The following is a 16136-nucleotide window of genomic DNA, read 5'->3' on the forward strand; positions in this document are numbered from 1 at the left end:
TTTCTCTCGCTGCCAAAATAGCCACCTTGCTAAACACAGGGGGTGTCTGTGAGTTGCTGCAATTCTTTGAAGGATGGTGAATATGATCACCATTCGTGACGTCGCCCGTCTGGCGGGCGTTTCTGTGGCTACCGTCTCCCGCGTGCTGAACAACAGCGCGCTGGTCAGCCCTGAAACCCGTGAAACCGTAATGAAAGCCGTGACCCAGCTCGGGTACCGGCCAAATGCCAACGCCCAGGCGCTGGCAACACAGGTCAGCGATACCATCGGCGTGGTGGTAATGGATGTCTCGGACGCCTTTTTCGGTGCGCTGGTGAAAGCGGTCGATGTGGTCGCCCAGCAGCATCAGAAATACGTGCTGATTGGCAACAGCTATCACGAGGCGGAAAAGGAGCGTTATGCCATTGAAGTGCTGATCCGCCAGCGCTGCAACGCCCTGATTGTTCACTCAAAAGCCTTAAGCGATGAAGAGCTGGTCGGGTTTATGGAGCAGATCCCGGGCATGGTGTTGATCAACCGCATCGTCCCGGGCTATGCCCACCGCTGTGTCGGGCTGGATAACGTCAGCGGCGCCATGATGGCCACCAAAATGCTCATCAATAACGGCCATCAGCGGATCGGCTATCTGGCCTCCAGCCATCACATTGAAGATGACGAGCTGCGGCGTGAGGGGTGGCAAAACGCCCTGAAAGAGCACGGTATTACGCCATCAGAAAGCTGGATTGGCACCGGCACGCCGGATATGCAGGGCGGTGAGGCGGCAATGGTGGAACTGCTGGGCCGTAATCTGCAGCTTTCTGCGGTGTTTACCTATAACGACAGCATGGCGGCAGGCGCGCTGACTGCGCTGAAGGATAACGGCATTGCGGTGCCACAGCATTTGTCATTGATTGGTTTCGATGATATTCCGATTGCCCGTTACACCGACCCGCAGTTGACTACGGTGCGCTATCCCATTGCTTCTATGGCAAAACTGGCGACCGAGCTGGCGCTACAGGGAGCGGCTGGGCTGCTGGATCCAGGGGCAACTCACTGCTTCATGCCGACGCTGGTGCGTCGTCATTCCGTCGCCGCCCGGCAAATTGTGGTTCCGATCACTAACTGATTACACCAGGTGATGTAACCGTTTTCAATCTGTGAGTAAATTCACAGTATCTTAACAAGGCGCTGACTATGATGTCAGCGTTTTAGGGGCTGAAACGCTATGTAACGGTGATTATTCGCTTTCACCATAGCCAATGTGCCGCAAACAACGAATAAAACGCATTTCTGGAGCGTTACCGACCACGGAAGATAGAAATTTTATAAGTGAACGTCGGCTGTCAGTAACGTTTTATTAACACCTGCCTGCCGATCGTTATTCACAAGAACTACCCTGCATAAAAAAACCGGAGATACCATGAATAAGAAGGTGTTGACCCTGTCTGCTGTAATGGCAAGCATGCTTTTTGGTGCAGCAGCGCACGCTGCGGATACCCGTATTGGTGTGACCATCTATAAATACGACGACAACTTCATGTCTGTTGTGCGTAAAGCAATTGAGAAAGATGCGAAAGCAGCGCCAGACGTACAGCTGCTGATGAATGACTCCCAGAACGACCAGTCCAAACAGAACGATCAGATCGACGTTCTGCTGGCTAAAGGCGTTAAGGCCCTGGCGATCAACCTGGTTGACCCGGCTGCAGCAGGCACGGTTATTGAGAAAGCGCGCGGCCAGAACGTGCCAATCGTCTTCTTCAACAAAGAACCTTCCCGTAAAGCGCTGGACAGCTATGACAAAGCGTATTACGTCGGTACTGACTCTAAAGAGTCCGGCATTATTCAGGGCGATCTGATCGCGAAGCACTGGGCGGCGAACCCGAACTGGGACCTGAACAAAGACGGTCAGATCCAGTTCGTGCTGCTGAAAGGCGAACCTGGCCACCCGGATGCTGAAGCGCGTACCACCTATGTTATCAAAGAGCTGAACGACAAAGGCCTGAAAACCCAGCAGTTGGCGTTAGATACCGCGATGTGGGACACCGCTCAGGCGAAAGATAAGATGGACGCGTGGCTGTCTGGCCCGAACGCGAACAAAATCGAAGTGGTCATTGCCAACAACGATGCGATGGCAATGGGTGCGGTTGAAGCGCTGAAAGCCCACAATAAATCGTCCATCCCGGTATTTGGCGTGGATGCCCTGCCGGAAGCGCTGGCGCTGGTTAAATCTGGCGCGATGGCCGGTACCGTTCTGAACGATGCCAACAACCAGGCGAAAGCGACCTTCGATCTGGCGAAAAACCTCGCCGACGGTAAAGGCGCGGCGGATGGCACCAGCTGGAAAATTGATAACAAAATCGTTCGCGTGCCTTACGTGGGCGTAGACCAGTCCAACCTGGCTGAGTTTATCGGTAAATAAGATCTTTGTTTTGTCTTCACTGGGCGCAATTCGTTGCGCCCTTTTATAACGCGATATGCGAGGCCAACAAGGTATAATTATGGTCAGCACAACTACTCAGTCGTCCGGTGAATACTTGTTGGAAATGACAGGCGTCAACAAGTCCTTCCCCGGTGTTAAGGCACTTGATAATGTTAATTTAAAAGTCCGTCCTCACTCTATTCATGCATTAATGGGGGAGAACGGTGCGGGTAAATCAACGTTATTAAAATGTCTTTTTGGGATCTATCAAAAAGATTCTGGCAGCATTCTTTTTCAGGGGAAAGAGATCGATTTCCATTCAGCGAAAGAAGCGCTGGAAAACGGTATCTCGATGGTTCACCAGGAATTAAACCTGGTACTGCAACGCTCGGTAATGGATAACATGTGGTTGGGACGTTACCCAACTAAAGGTGTGTTTGTCGATCAGGATAAAATGTATCGCGACACCAAAGCGATTTTCGATGAGCTGGATATTGATATCGATCCGCGCGCCCGCGTAGGGACATTATCCGTTTCCCAGATGCAGATGATCGAAATTGCCAAAGCGTTCTCCTATGATGCGAAAATCGTCATCATGGATGAACCCACCTCGTCATTAACGGAAAAAGAGGTTAATCACCTTTTTACCATTATTCGTAAGCTGAAAGAACGCGGCTGCGGCATTGTGTACATCTCGCACAAAATGGAAGAGATCTTCCAGCTGTGCGATGAAATTACCATCCTGCGCGACGGCCAGTGGATTGCCACGCAGCCGCTTGAAGGGCTGGACATGGACAAGATCATCGCCATGATGGTCGGCCGTTCCCTGAACCAGCGCTTCCCGGACAAAGAGAACAAGCCAGGTGAAGTAATCCTGGAAGTGCGCAATCTGACCTCGCTGCGCCAGCCGTCCATCCGCGATGTTTCTTTCGACCTTCACAAAGGCGAAATTCTTGGCATTGCTGGCCTGGTAGGGGCAAAGCGTACCGACATCGTGGAAACCCTGTTTGGCATCCGCGAGAAGGCCGACGGCACCATCACGCTGCACGGGAAGAAAATTAACAACCATAATGCCAACGAAGCCATTAATAACGGTTTTGCGCTGGTGACGGAAGAACGTCGTTCGACCGGTATTTATGCTTATCTGGATATTAACTTTAACTCGTTAATCTCTAATATTCGCAATTACAAAAACAAAGTCGGGCTGCTGGATAACTCCCGCATGAAGAGCGATACCCAGTGGGTAATTGACTCCATGCGCGTGAAAACGCCAGGCCACCGTACCCAAATTGGTTCGCTTTCCGGTGGTAACCAGCAAAAAGTTATTATTGGCCGTTGGTTATTAACCCAGCCAGAAATTCTGATGCTGGATGAACCGACCCGCGGTATTGACGTCGGCGCGAAGTTTGAAATTTATCAGCTGATTGCCGAGCTGGCGAAAAAGAATAAAGGGATCATTATTATTTCTTCCGAAATGCCGGAACTGTTAGGGATCACGGACCGTATTCTGGTTATGAGCAATGGTCTCGTTGCCGGTATTGTTGACACCAAAACGACAACGCAAAACGAAATTTTGCGTCTTGCGTCTTTGCACCTTTAAGATCAGGGGCTCCTCATGAGTGCGTTAAATAAAAAAAGTTTTCTCACTTACCTGAAAGAAGGCGGTATTTACGTTGTTCTTTTAGTCCTGCTGGCCATTATTATTTTCCAGGACCCTACGTTCTTAAGCCTGCTGAACCTGAGTAATATTCTGACCCAGTCCTCCGTGCGTATCATCATTGCGCTGGGCGTGGCGGGCCTTATCGTCACCCAGGGGACGGACCTTTCTGCCGGTCGTCAGGTCGGCCTGGCGGCGGTTATTGCGGCAACCCTGCTGCAGTCGATGGAAAACGCCAACAAGGTGTTCCCGGAGATGGCGACTATGCCGATTTTCGTGGTGATCCTGATTGTCTGCGCCATCGGGGCGGTGATTGGCCTGATCAACGGTATTATCATCGCTTACCTGAACGTGACGCCATTTATCACCACGCTGGGTACGATGATCATCGTTTACGGTATCAACTCCCTGTACTACGACTTTGTGGGCGCGTCGCCGATTTCGGGCTTTGACAGCGGCTTCTCCACCTTCACGCAGGGGTTTATCGCGCTGGGCAGCTTCCGCCTGTCGTACATTACCTTCTATGCGCTGATTGCGGTGGCGTTCGTCTGGATCCTGTGGAACAAAACGCGCTTCGGTAAAAACATCTTCGCTATCGGCGGTAACCCGGAAGCGGCGAAAGTGTCCGGGGTAAACGTTGCCCTGAACCTGCTGATGATTTACGCGCTGTCCGGTGTGTTCTACGCCTTCGGCGGGATGCTGGAAGCAGGCCGTATCGGCTCCGCAACAAACAACCTTGGCTTCATGTACGAGCTGGATGCGATTGCGGCCTGCGTGGTCGGCGGCGTCTCCTTCAGCGGCGGGGTGGGTACCGTGCTCGGCGTGGTCACCGGTGTGATCATCTTTACCGTCATCAACTACGGGTTGACCTACATCGGCGTGAACCCGTACTGGCAGTACATCATCAAGGGCGCCATCATTATCTTCGCGGTGGCGCTGGATTCACTGAAGTACGCCCGTAAGAAGTAATCGTCACTCGCCATACCCGGCCCGCTCACCGAGCGGGCTTTTTTATGGCCTATGCCAGATGGGACTCTTCTTGCGTCACAATGCGCTCAAACCACTCGAGTTCAGAAAGCTTGCAGGCGACCCACTGTTCGGAAAAGGCGTCGCCCAGGCTGTCGGTGAGATACTGACAGCGGGCGAAGGCCTCAATTGCCTCCTGCTGGAACAGCGGGAGTTCCGGTTGGTCCTGCTGCGGTTCCGGGAGTTCCCCCTCGTCGATATGTTCCAGTCCGTACAGCATGCCGGTCAGGATTGTGGCCGCCACCAGATACGGATTCGCATCGGCTCCGGCCAGTCGGTACTCGATACGACGGTTGCTCTCTTCCGAGCAGGGAATGCGCAGGGCAGCGGAGCGGGTGTTATAGCCCCATGAGTTAAAGACGGGTTCCGTCAGGTTTTTTCGCAGGCGACGAAACGCGTTGACCCCCGGCGCAAGAATGGCGACGGAGGCGGGCATCAGCGCCAGCTGGCCCGCGATGCACAAGCGCATCATGCTGCTCAGCGCGTTCACCGGCGAGGCAAAAACGTTCTCGCCACGGCTGTTGTTCAGGCTGAAATGGATGTGCAAACCGCTGCCGGAGAGCTGGCTGAAAGGCTTAGCCATAAAGTTAGCCTGAAGACCGTGCTTTTCAGCGACATAGCGGGTCAGGCGGCGCAGGGCCAGCACGTTATCACAGATCTCTACGACGCGCTGGCTGTGCTTCAGGTTTAATTCGTACTGTCCGGACTCGGCTTCTGCTACCACCCCTGACAGCGGGATGCGCTGAAGGTGCGCCAGCTGTTCCAGCTCGTCAAAAAGCGCCGCTTGCGCCGACGAGGTGTCCATGTGAAAACAGCCCTGATTTTGCGGATCGCGATCGCCCTGTCCCGTCAGGTAAAACTCGATTTCCGGCGCAATGACCGGAAAAAGGCCGTGCTGGTGGAAGCGGGCCACGACGTTCTGCAGTATCGTGCGTGGCTCAAGCGGGCAGGGGTTACCGTCGCTATCCTTCATCGTCAGCAGGATCTGCGCGGTATGCTCCGGATCCTGCGGACAGGGACGCAGAGAACCGGCGACCGGGACGCACAGCCGGTCGGGTTCATCATAAACCGGGGCGGCGATTTTTCCCTTCTGATCCATGGAGTAGACGGAAAGCGGAAAATAACAGCCTTTTTCCAGACTCAGCATACTCTCCACCGTGAGGCGCTTGCCGCGCATCGTGCCGTTGATATCGTTCAGGTAAACGTCAACGTGTTTCGTCTGCGGGTAGCGTTCCAGATAGTCGGCCACTTCCACGGCAATATTGTGCTGCAGGGTGTCAATTTTTTCATCCAGCCAGAGACCAGAATTAAGTGCGCCGGGGAGTGATAATCCGGGAAAGTTAAAGTAAGGGCGGAGACTTTTGAGGAAAAACGCATTCATTATCGAGTTCATAGTCATTCTTCAATGAAGCCGTAGCGGCAGTGAACTCAGGTTAAAAGAGCTGGCGTAAAGGGGGGATAAAAAGCGTCAGTACCGGCGTAAAGAAAGTATAAAGGCAGGCCTATTTTTTCTCTTTTTTCTGCATATCCAGCAGCTGCTCCGGCGTCACCGCCGGGTAACCCTGCGCGTCTTCCGGCACTTCATGCATTGCCGGGATCGGCACCAGCGGGCCTAAAAAACGCGGTTCGCGTTTGAAGATATAGAGATCGGCCAGGGCACCAAAGCGGGCACCAAACTCGCGGACGCGCACGCTCAGCATATCTTTTGGCGACGGCACCGCATAGCACTGGGCCTGAATGCCCATGTGCAGGGCGATAAACAGCGCGCGCTCGCAGTGGAAGCGCTGGGTGATGATGATGAAGTCGTTGGTGTCAAAGACTTTGCGCGTGCGCACGATGGAGTCCAGGGTGCGGAACCCGGCGTAGTCGAGCACGATATCGGCAGGGTCCACGCCCGCGGCAATCAAATCCTTCCGCATCGTCACCGGCTCGTTATAGCTTTGCAGCGCGTTATCGCCGCTCAGCAGCAGGTAGTTCACCTTGCCGCTGTTGTAGGCGTTCAGCGCGCCCTGAATACGGTAGCGGTAATACTGGTTGATCACCCCTGTGCGGTAATACTTGGCGGTGCCGAGCACCACGCCCACCTGACGATAGGGCAGGTCCTGCAGGTCATCAAAGATGTAGGGAGCGGTTTTCCAGCTCATCCAGCGGTCGAGACCCAGCACGATAAACAGCAGTATGCCGACCAGGACAGACAGGCTGTAAAAAACGCGCTTTAACATGAAGATGGCTCGTTCGTGGATGAAATTTAACTCAGGCTACTTTACCCGCCTGGTTAGCGCAAGAAACAGCGACTCAACTGAGGGGTTTTTCAGCAACGTGGCGGACATTTCTGTCCGCCGGAAGGTTTACGCCAGCAGGACGCGGTCGATCGTCGTGCAGCCTAACGCCTTGAGCGTTGCGGCGGTGGCATCCCACTGAATCAGCGGCGCATCGGCCTTTTCGGCCAGAACGGCACGCTGAATGTCCGGATAATCGTAGCCGTTCAGGCTCAGCAGGTTGAGTGCGCCCTGCAGCGGCGGCAGCGTTGGGTTAAACGCGGCGTTTTCCGCATAGCTGCCGGTGAAGATACGGCCATCGCGGCACTGCAGTGCCACGCCGCTCGGGGAGTTGCTGTACGGGGTGTGGCTCTTGTTCGCCGCGCGTATGGCCGCCTGGTTCAGGTCATCGCCGGACAGGGCGAAACCGTGATCCTGCTCGTCCATCAGCAGAGTTTTGATCTCCAGATCTTTCGGGCCAAAGGCATCCGGCAGGTAATCGCCCAGCGTGTGCGGCGCGCGGCCCGGCAGGTTAATGCGCAGCTGCAGCCCGCTGTTCAGCTCGTTCATAAACTGGCGGCAGTGGCCGCATGGGGTGTAGTTTACGGTGATGGCGCTCAGGGCTTTCTCACCGCGCAGCCAGGCGTGGCTGATGGCGCTCTGCTCGGCGTGAACGGTCTGCTGCATGGTTGCGCCGAGGAACTCCATGTTCCCGCCGAAGTACCAGGTTCCGCTGACGCCGCGCGCGATGGCACCGACGTTGAAGTGGGAAAGATCGGCCCGGGCGCAGGCGGCAGCCAGGGGCAGCAGTGCGAAAGCCAGCGCGTCTTCATCCAGCCCGGTTGCCTGTTTAAGCACCGTGACCTGCTCCGCCGTCAGCAGGGCGGGGAAATGTGCATCTGCCAGAACGGGAGCCAGGGCTGACTGCAAATTCTCTGCAAGCTGAGCGAAGGCAGCTTGAAAACGTGGGTGCATGGCGTTTGCCTCATAAAGGTTAATGGATCGGTAGTTTACGGAGCCGTAAGGCCTTTATATGTGATCCACTTCTCATTATGTATGCAACTTATGAAATCAAAATGAAATTTGCGCGACGCATCGCAAATTTTAGCCCATCACCGCCAGAATCAGCGGGAAAATGAACGGGGCGAGCAGGGAGGTGATAATCCCGCAGATCACCAGCGCAAGAGAGCTAAACGCCCCTTCCTGATAGTCCAGCTCCGCGCAGCGTGCGGTACCCAGCGCGTGCGAGGCAGTGCCCATCGACAGCCCGCGCGCCGCTTTGGTGTGAATACGCATCCCGTTCAGCAGAGTGTGGCCAAACACCGCGCCGAGAATACCGACGAAAATCACGCACATCGCGCTGATGGCCGGAATACCGCCGAGGCTGCCGCCTACCGCCATCGCGATAGGCGTGGTCACTGATTTAGGCAGGATAGAGGCGGCAATTTGCGGGGAGGCCCCCATCAACAGCGCCACCGACGTGCCGGTAATCATCGCCACCAGGCTTCCCACAAAACAGATAGTAATGATGGACTTCCACCGTGCGCGGATCTGGTGCAGCTGCTCATATAAAGGAAAGGCAAGCGCGACAACGGCGGGCTGCAGGAGGTCGTTTAAAATTTTGCTGCCCGCAAAGTAACGCTCATAAGGAATGCCGGTGAGCAGCAGGAAGGGAATAATCACCACTATCGCCACCAGCAGGGGGTTCAGCAAGGGCATTTTAAATCGTGCGGCAAGCTTGCGCGCGGCGAAGAATACCAGCAGGGTTAACGGCAGTGACCACCAGATATTAGCCATCATTTTTTTGTTTTCTCCCCGACCACGTTACGTTCTCCATGTACCAGATGAGAACTCCAGCTCACCACCAGGAAAACCACCAGCGTGCTGACCGCGCAGGAAACGACAATCGGGCCGAACTGCGCCTTGAGCAAATCAAAATACTGCATGACGCCCACGCCGATAGGCACGAACAGCAGCGCCATGTAGCGGATAAGAATGAAGCAGCCTGGATTAACCCACTTTGCAGGCAGAATTTGCAGCGCCAGTAAAACGAAGAGGATCAGCATACCGATAATGCTGCCGGGAATGGTGATGGGCAGCAGCGACGCGATGAAAATGCCGGCATACAGGCAGGCGTAAATCAGGACGAATGCGCGCAGATATTGCCAGATAATGTTCAATGATTTGCTCATGGTGATAGTCCTTGCTGAAACGCATTCATCATACAATTAAACATAAAAATGTGCCACGGATCACATCATGAATTTTGAGCATACCAGACATTCCGGAATGGAACGTCCGGTATCACCTTACTGGTGCAGGCTACAGTTTAGAGGAAAGGGATTGCGCTGGCGAAGTCACGCGCCAGAGAAGGTATCAGCGTCAGGCGGTCAGTTTATCGAGAAAAGAAAACAGCACCTGGTTCATTTCGCGATAATCATGCGAGCGGAGTTTTTCCGCCGTTTCGACAAAACGGAATTCACCCGCACGGCGGAGGTCATTCTGCGAATGCTCAATCAGCAACTCTACCACCTCCGGCGTCAGCTCCATATGGCACTGGAAACCGTAAACCCGTTCGCTGTATTGCACGATCTGGCGGGGACAACCCTCGCTGTAAGCCAGAACCTTAGCCTGCGGCGTCAACCCAGGCATATCGTTATGCCAGTGACCGACGTTCAGCACGCTGCCAAAGTCCTCAAACAGCGGGTTCGCCTTGCCTGCATCTGTGAGCCTGACGGGAAATTTGCCGATCTCTTTTTCCGGGCTGTGGCAAAACGCTGCGCCCAGCGCTTCGCCGATAAGCTGTGAGCCCAGACAAACGCCTAACACCGTTTTACCTGCCTCTATCGCGCGGCTGATGAGTGCCTTTTCCGCCTGCGCATCAAACCAGGGGCATTCCTCAAGCGTGGTGGCGGGGGATTGCGGGCCTCCCATGATGATAAGCAGGTCTGTGCCCCCCAGTTCCTCAGGTAAAGGTTCGCCCTGATACACTCTGGTGTAGCTCAGACTGCAGCCGCGACTTTTCCCCCAGATTTCATAGGCGCCTGGCGCCTCGAAATGTTCATGAATAATAAAATGGATGTGCATTGCGTCTCTCTCTGGTTACGTGTACAAGCAGCATCATAAGAGGAAGGGGGGAATGTGAAATGCCAACCGTTATCGATAAAACGCCAATTCACGACGATGCTATCGGATGGTCAAGAGGGGCAATTCGCTATACGCGCGGCGAAGTCGATCCGCCTCACCAGCATTCGCAGGGACAACTTTTGTTTGCCATTAAGGGGGTTATGCTGGTTGAAACCGGCAGTAAACGCTGGGTCATACCGCCGCAGCGCGCGCTGTGGATCCCTCCCTTTCAGGAACATACCTACAGCGTGTTATCCGCAACGGAGCTTCGCGCGGTCTGGTTTAGCCCGGCACTGATTTCGCAATGCGAACCTTTTAAGCGGAAAGACGAGGTTCACGTGATTATGGCCACAGCGTTGTTCAAAGAGCTGATTGCCGGGCTGTTCAGCGCGGAATACCGGCCGGCAAGCCAGCGCAGCATGGCCGTTTTGCTGCTCGACATCCTCAGCGAGACGCAGCAGATTTCTGCCGAACTGCCGATGCCCGTGGATGAGCGCTTACATCGCGTGGCCTGTGACATCATTGCCAACAATCTCTGGGATCTCTCTCTGGAAAGGCTGGCGGAACGGGCCGCGATGTCTGAACGCACATTTTCACGTGCGTTTATCAACGATACCGGCTTTAGCTTCCGGGCCTGGCGACAGCGCGCAAGGATTTGTGCCTCGCTGGATCTCCTCGCCAACGGATACCCAGTTAAGCAGGTGGCCTGGATGCTGGGGTTTTCCGGCCCGGCGGCATTTGCGGCGGCGTTTCGCGCTATTGTTGGGGCAACGCCGGGTGATTTTCTGCCTGAACAGAAGCGCTTCCCAGCGATATAGAGAGCGGCTACTATAGCGCGTCTTTTTTCACAGGTACTGCTATGCGTGTTTTACTGGCCCCAATGGAAGGCGTGCTCGACTCCCTCGTGCGCGAGCTTCTGACCGAGGTGAACGATTACGATCTCTGCGTGACGGAGTTCCTGCGCGTGGTCGATATGTTGCTGCCAGAAAAGTCATTCTATCGTCTCTGCCCTGAACTGCATCGCCAGAGCCGGACCCCTTCCGGCACGCTGGTACGTATTCAGCTGCTCGGCCAGTATCCTGAATGGCTGGCGGAAAATGCCGCCCGCGCGGTAGCGCTTGGCTCTTACGGGGTGGATCTCAACTGCGGCTGTCCGTCGAAGCTGGTGAACGGCAGCGGCGGCGGAGCGACGTTGCTGAAAGATCCTGAGCTGATTTACCGCGGCGCGAAAGCCATGCGTGAGGCCGTGCCCTCGCATTTGCCGGTGACGGTTAAGGTGCGCCTGGGGTGGGACAGCGGCGCCCGACAGTTTGAAATTGCCGATGCGGTGCAGCAGGCCGGGGCCACCGAGCTGGTGGTGCATGGCCGCACTAAAGAAGACGGCTACAAAGCCGAGCGCATTAACTGGCAGGCGATTGGTGAGATCCGCAAACGACTTACTATTCCGGTGATCGCCAACGGCGAAATCTGGGATTACGAGAGCGCGCAGGCGTGCCTGAAAGCCACCGGCTGCGATGCGGTGATGATTGGCCGCGGCGCGCTGAACGTGCCGAACCTCAGCCGGGTGGTGAAATATAACGAGCCGCGGATGCCGTGGGCAGACGTGGTGACGCTGCTGCAAAAATACAGCCGTCTGGAGAAGCAGGGCGACACCGGTTTGTATCACGTCGCGCGAATTAAACAGTGGCTGAGTTATTTACGCAAAGAGTACAGCGAAGCGCTGGGATTATTTCAGGAGATCCGCACGCTGCAAACGTCGGCTGATATTGCGCGGGTTATACAGTCAAAATAATCGGCAGTTATATTTAAAAATAAATAATTCACTCGGTGAATATTTTGCCGAGTATGTAAGTGTATGACAATTTGCGGATTGCCACGCGTTACTAAAAAATAGCGCGTCATCAAGCGTAAGTTGCGCCTTTATTTTTTTGAGTGCATGGCGTAATGAAACGTTTTCTTATTTTATCTCTGAGTGCTCCCCTTGTTTTTATGCTGGCTGCCTGCGCACCGGAACATTCCACGGTGTCGCCAATTCAAACGCAAACGACAGCCGCGTCCGTTAATACCCAACTTCGTCATGCGGACTGGCCGAAAAATGAATGGTGGAAAGAATATAACGACCCGCAGTTAAATTCGCTTATTGCCAAAGCCAAAGCCATAGCGGATGCGCCCGATATGCAAATTGCCCGGCAGCGCATTACGCTTGCCGAAGCGCAGGCCAGAGCCGCTATCGCAGCCGATGGCCCACAAATGGATTTTTCAGCGGATGTTGAACGGCAAAAAATGTCGGCAGAGGGGCTGATGGGGCCGTTTGCCCTTACCGACCCGGCGGCGGGCACCACCGGCCCATGGTATACCAACGGCACCTTTGGCCTGACGGCGGGCTGGGATCTCGACCTATGGGGAAAAAACCGCGCCCGGATTGCAGCGCGTATCGGTAAAGTGAATGCGCAAAAAGCGGAGCTGGAGCAGACCCGTCAGCTGCTTTCAACCAGCGTTGCGCGCCTTTACTGGGCGTGGCAGACCCAGGCCGAAGCAGGGGAAGTTCTTACCCGGATTAAACAGGAGCAGGAAAATATTATCGACGCCGATCGCGAACTGTATCAGCACGGTATTACCTCCTCGGTGGAGGGCGTCGAAACCGATATACACGCCAGTAAGACTAATGAACAGCTGGCCGACGTAAAGGGCAAAATGAAGGCCATTGAAGCGCGTCTGGATGCGCTGACCGGCACACCGGCGACACACCTTACGCGCCACCCGTTGCCTGTAGCAGAAGCCTCGTTACCGTCGACGCTCGGCTATGAACTGCTGGCTCGCCGACCGGATCTGCAGGAGGCGCACTGGTATATCGAAGCCTCCATGAGCGAGGTGGAAGCCGCCAGAGCGGCGTTCTATCCTGACGTGAACCTGATGGCGTTCTTACAGCAGGATGCCCTGCACCTGAGCGATCTGTTCCGCTCTTCAGCCCAGCAGATGGGCGTGACTGCCGGACTGACGCTGCCGATCTTCGACAGCGGCAGGCTGAACGCTAATCTGGATATCGCCCAGGCGCAGAATAACCTCTCGGTCGCGAACTACAACAAAGCGGTGGTGGAGGCGGTCAATCAGGTGGCGCGTACGGCAAGTGAAGTTGAAACCCTGACGGCAAAAAATCGTCACCAGCAGCAGATCGAAAAAGACGCGGCGCGCGTGGTGGCGCTGGCGCAGGCGCGTTTTAGCGCAGGTATTATTGCCGGTTCGCGGGTCAGCGAAGCCAGAATCCCGGCACTGAAAGAGCATCTCGAAGGCGTCATGTTGAAAGGCCAGTATCTCGACGCCACGCTGCAGCTGACGTCAGCGCTGGGCGGCGGCTATCATCATGGCTAAACAGGGCCATTATCTATACTTACCTCTTTGCAGTTTTTCAGGAGGTGAGTATGAACAGAGTAGCGATTGTAACCGCATCGGATTCCGGGATCGGTAAAACCACGGCGCTGATGCTGGCAGAGCGCGGGTTTGATATTGGCGTCACCTGGCATTCGGATGAAAAAGGGGCGCTGGAATCCTGCCGTGAAGTTGAAGCGCGTGGGCAGCGTGCAGAGGCTATCCATCTTGATTTAAGCACGCTCCCGGACGGCGCTGAAGCCATTGAAACGCTCATTGCGCGTTTCGGCCGGTTGGACGTGCTGGTTAACAATGCCGGAGCGATGACCAAAGCGCCATTTCTTGAGATGGCGTTTGACGACTGGCGGAACATTTTTACCGTCGACGTGGACGGCGCGTTTCTCTGCTCGCAGATTGCGGCACGGCAGATGGTGAAGCAGGGGGAAGGCGGGCGGATTGTGAACATCACCTCGGTGCATGAGCACACGCCGCTGCCTGATGCCAGCGCTTACACGGCTGCGAAACACGCGCTCGGCGGCTTAACCAAATCGATGGCGATGGAGCTGGTGAAGCACAAGATTCTGGTGAACGCCGTCGCACCGGGGGCCATTGCCACGCCGATGAACGATATGGACGACAGCGAAGTGAAGGAAGGGTCAATGCCGGAAATCCCGCTGGCAAGGCCGGGCCACACCAAAGAAATCGCCAGCCTGGTGGCGTGGCTGTGTGACAGCGACGCCAGCTATACCACAGGGCAATCGTTTATCGTCGACGGGGGCTTTATGCTGGCGAACCCGCAGTTTAAGCCGGAAGGGTAACAGGTTTCCCCTCTCCCCAAAGGGGTGAGGGGCACCAGGCTGACTCACTCCTCATCCCGCTTCTTCTCTCTGTGCCGCATCCACAGCCTGACCCCAATCACCGCCACAACCACAAGAATCAACCACGCCCAGTGCTTCAGGTGTTGGTCTAGGTTATGCAGCCACGGGCCAATCACCTCGCCACCCACGTAACCAAGCGTCGTGAAGATCAGCGCCCAGGCTATCGCGCCCACAATATTGAGCGGCAGGAAAATTTTTGGCGGCAGGCGGCTGGCACCAATCAGTATCGGCCCGATGATCCTGAAGCCGTACATAAAGCGGGTGCCTATGACGAACAGATAAGGGTGACGCTGGATCAGGCGCTGCGCGCGGTTGATTTTCTTTTTGTGTTTAACGAAACGCTTGAGCAGCGTCGGGCCAAAGCGCAGCCCCAGGAAGTAGAGCAGCTGATCGCCAATCATGCCGCCCAGCGCGACCGCAGCGACGACCAGCGGAAACTTCAGTAAGCCCTGATGCGCGGCGACGCCGCCCAGCAGCGTGATGGTTTCACCTTCCGCCACGCTGCCGATGACCAGCGCGGCATATCCATATTGTTCAATGAGTGCGTTAATATCCATTACGTAACGGTTATCTCCCTCTGCGTACCTCGTTTAATCATATACCTCATGAATCAACCGCGCGGCAATCAACGGAAATTTCCCACTGTACATAAAATAATCTAAAGCCTGCATTATACTTAAGGTATCGCTGACGGGCCGACAACAAGGGGGCGCTATGAACCATGTCTGGGGACTTTTCTCCCATCCCGATCGTGAAATGCATGTCATCAAAAGTGAGAACGAAACGGTCTCGCATCATTACACCCACCATGTGCTGCTGATGGCCGCGGTGCCGGTAATATGCGCGTTTATTGGCACAACACAAATCGGCTGGAACTTCGGTGACGGTACCGTGGTTCAGCTCTCCTGGTTTACCGGGCTTTATCTGGCCATTCTCTTTTATGGCCTGATGCTGGCAGGGGTGGCGGTCATGGGGCGCGTCATTCACTGGATGGCGCGTAACTACCCACAGCGCCCATCGCTGGCACACTGTATGGTCTTTGCCGGATACGTCGCGACCCCGCTGTTCTTAAGCGGTATTGTTGCGCTCTATCCACTGGTCTGGCTGTGCGCGCTGATCGGTACTGTTGCGCTCTTTTACACCGGTTATCTGCTGTATCTGGGCGTTCCAACCTTCCTGAATATCAATAAAGAAGAGGGCCTGAGCTTCTCCGGTTCCACGCTTGCAATCGGGGTGCTGGTACTGGAGGTGTTACTGGCACTGACGGTTATTCTCTGGGGTTATGGATACCGTCTCTTCTAAGCTCACTGCATTGCTGGCGTAAATGCCAGCAATGCAGCATCTGTTCACGATTATCCGCTGGCGACAAAGCACGGTGACCGCTATGATGCCGAAGCCAGCCTGTGTTTATCCGTCGACGCAGGCGG

The 16136-nt window shown here is 55.2% G+C and carries 16 protein-coding genes; 9 read left to right on the forward strand and 7 right to left on the reverse strand.

From position 1 onward, the window contains the following. Positions 1–82: 82 nt before the first annotated feature. From galS to mglC, 4 genes are all read left to right on the forward strand, one after another. The gene (gene galS, locus IM284_RS11365; protein ID WP_047367960.1) at positions 83–1105 is read left to right on the forward strand and encodes an HTH-type transcriptional regulator GalS; all 1023 of its coding nucleotides are present in this window, start codon (positions 83–85) and stop codon (positions 1103–1105) included. Positions 1106–1399: 294 nt separating this feature from the next. Then, positions 1400–2398: a galactose/glucose ABC transporter substrate-binding protein MglB gene (gene mglB, locus IM284_RS11370; RefSeq protein WP_014884564.1), complete on the forward strand. Its 999-nt coding sequence runs from the start codon at positions 1400–1402 to the stop codon at positions 2396–2398. A 79-nt stretch (positions 2399–2477) separates the two neighbouring features. Then, positions 2478–3998, forward strand: coding sequence for a galactose/methyl galactoside ABC transporter ATP-binding protein MglA (gene mglA / locus IM284_RS11375; RefSeq protein ID WP_028013859.1), 1521 nt, complete (start codon positions 2478–2480; stop codon positions 3996–3998). A 15-nt stretch (positions 3999–4013) separates the two neighbouring features. Further along, positions 4014–5024, forward strand: coding sequence for a galactose/methyl galactoside ABC transporter permease MglC (gene mglC, locus IM284_RS11380; RefSeq protein WP_013097952.1), 1011 nt, complete (start codon positions 4014–4016; stop codon positions 5022–5024). Between the two features lie 49 nt (positions 5025–5073). On the opposite strand, the gene IM284_RS11385 is transcribed toward mglC, so the two are convergent. From IM284_RS11385 to IM284_RS11410, 6 genes are all read right to left on the reverse strand, one after another. Continuing rightward, positions 5074–6462 carry a glutamine synthetase family protein gene (locus IM284_RS11385; protein ID WP_047368128.1) on the reverse strand — a complete coding sequence of 463 codons (1389 nt, stop codon included), beginning with the start codon at positions 6460–6462 and terminating at the stop codon, positions 5074–5076. Positions 6463–6583: 121 nt separating this feature from the next. Further along, positions 6584–7303, reverse strand: a complete 720-nt coding sequence (sanA, locus tag IM284_RS11390) for an outer membrane permeability protein SanA (RefSeq protein WP_028013857.1) — start codon at positions 7301–7303, stop codon at positions 6584–6586. A 126-nt stretch (positions 7304–7429) separates the two neighbouring features. Then, positions 7430–8314: a cytidine deaminase gene (gene cdd / locus IM284_RS11395; RefSeq protein WP_028013856.1), complete on the reverse strand. Its 885-nt coding sequence runs from the start codon at positions 8312–8314 to the stop codon at positions 7430–7432. Positions 8315–8443: 129 nt separating this feature from the next. Further along, positions 8444–9139 (reverse strand): CidB/LrgB family autolysis modulator, encoded by a 696-nt coding sequence (locus IM284_RS11400; RefSeq protein WP_193055812.1) that lies wholly within the window; start codon positions 9137–9139, stop codon positions 8444–8446. Then, a complete protein-coding gene (locus IM284_RS11405) occupies positions 9136–9531 on the reverse strand; it encodes a CidA/LrgA family protein (protein WP_047363090.1) in 396 nt (131 codons plus the stop codon). Before IM284_RS11405 ends, IM284_RS11400 begins: the two co-directional genes overlap by 4 nt. A gap of 190 nt (positions 9532–9721) precedes the next feature. After that, the gene (locus IM284_RS11410) at positions 9722–10426 is read right to left on the reverse strand and encodes a type 1 glutamine amidotransferase (protein ID WP_047367959.1); all 705 of its coding nucleotides are present in this window, start codon (positions 10424–10426) and stop codon (positions 9722–9724) included. Between the two features lie 59 nt (positions 10427–10485). On the opposite strand from IM284_RS11410, the gene IM284_RS11415 reads away from it, so the two are divergent. From IM284_RS11415 to IM284_RS11430, 4 genes are all read left to right on the forward strand, one after another. Beyond that, complete coding sequence (locus IM284_RS11415) at positions 10486–11283, forward strand: helix-turn-helix domain-containing protein (RefSeq protein ID WP_045259735.1); 798 nt, start codon at positions 10486–10488, stop codon at positions 11281–11283. 41 nt (positions 11284–11324) lie between these two features. Further along, a complete protein-coding gene (gene dusC / locus IM284_RS11420) occupies positions 11325–12257 on the forward strand; it encodes a tRNA dihydrouridine(16) synthase DusC (RefSeq protein ID WP_047367958.1) in 933 nt (310 codons plus the stop codon). A gap of 152 nt (positions 12258–12409) precedes the next feature. Continuing rightward, on the forward strand, positions 12410–13834 hold the full coding sequence (mdtQ, locus tag IM284_RS11425) for a multidrug resistance outer membrane protein MdtQ (protein ID WP_193055813.1): 1425 nt from the start codon (positions 12410–12412) through the stop codon (positions 13832–13834). A gap of 50 nt (positions 13835–13884) precedes the next feature. Next, positions 13885–14649, forward strand: a complete 765-nt coding sequence (locus IM284_RS11430; RefSeq protein ID WP_047367956.1) for an SDR family oxidoreductase — start codon at positions 13885–13887, stop codon at positions 14647–14649. A gap of 44 nt (positions 14650–14693) precedes the next feature. Here IM284_RS11430 and IM284_RS11435 read toward each other — a convergent pair whose 3' ends face one another. Beyond that, a complete protein-coding gene (locus tag IM284_RS11435) occupies positions 14694–15266 on the reverse strand; it encodes a DedA family protein (protein ID WP_028013848.1) in 573 nt (190 codons plus the stop codon). A gap of 157 nt (positions 15267–15423) precedes the next feature. Here IM284_RS11435 and IM284_RS11440 point away from each other — a divergent pair, with 157 nt between their 5' ends. Then, positions 15424–16011 (forward strand): Yip1 family protein, encoded by a 588-nt coding sequence (locus tag IM284_RS11440; protein WP_028013847.1) that lies wholly within the window; start codon positions 15424–15426, stop codon positions 16009–16011. Positions 16012–16136 lie beyond the last annotated feature (125 nt).

The sequence above is a fragment of the Enterobacter cloacae complex sp. P12RS genome, assembly GCF_014895875.1.
GTDB lineage: Bacteria > Pseudomonadota > Gammaproteobacteria > Enterobacterales > Enterobacteriaceae > Enterobacter > Enterobacter bugandensis.